This window comes from Prevotella sp. Sow4_E9_plate, assembly GCF_052116205.1.
Classification (GTDB): domain Bacteria; phylum Bacteroidota; class Bacteroidia; order Bacteroidales; family Bacteroidaceae; genus Prevotella.
In genome coordinates this window covers 1-310 of the sequence record NZ_JBQKLN010000171.1, presented here as the reverse complement: position 1 = coordinate 310, position 310 = coordinate 1, and the positions used below count along the sequence as shown (strand labels likewise).

At 48.7% G+C, this 310-nt stretch carries 1 pseudogene; it reads left to right on the top strand.

The features are described 5' to 3' along the window. A pseudogene (locus ACTQ53_RS17735) lies at window positions 1-214 on the top strand (IS66 family transposase); the annotation flags it as partial. Window positions 215-310 lie beyond the last annotated feature (96 nt).

The window sequence follows — 310 nt, the reverse complement described above, 5'->3', positions numbered from 1 at the left end:
CAAGGAACTCGAGGGTGCTGATGACGATACATCAAGTACACCAGGAAAGCCCGAGAAAAACAGCAGTAACAGCAGTATCCCTCCATCCCAAGAAAGTATCGCTTCCCGTGAACTGCGCAGGACAAAGTCTCTTCGCAAGCCAAGCGGAAAGCCGAGCGGTGGACAGCCTGGCCACAAGGGTCACACACTGCAGACTATACAGAACCAGACGTAATTGTAAAGCACGAACCCGTCTATTGTAAATGTTGTGGTCGGCTCTTGATTGATATACCATGCCAGAAGATCCGTAAGACACAAATTGTTGATATCA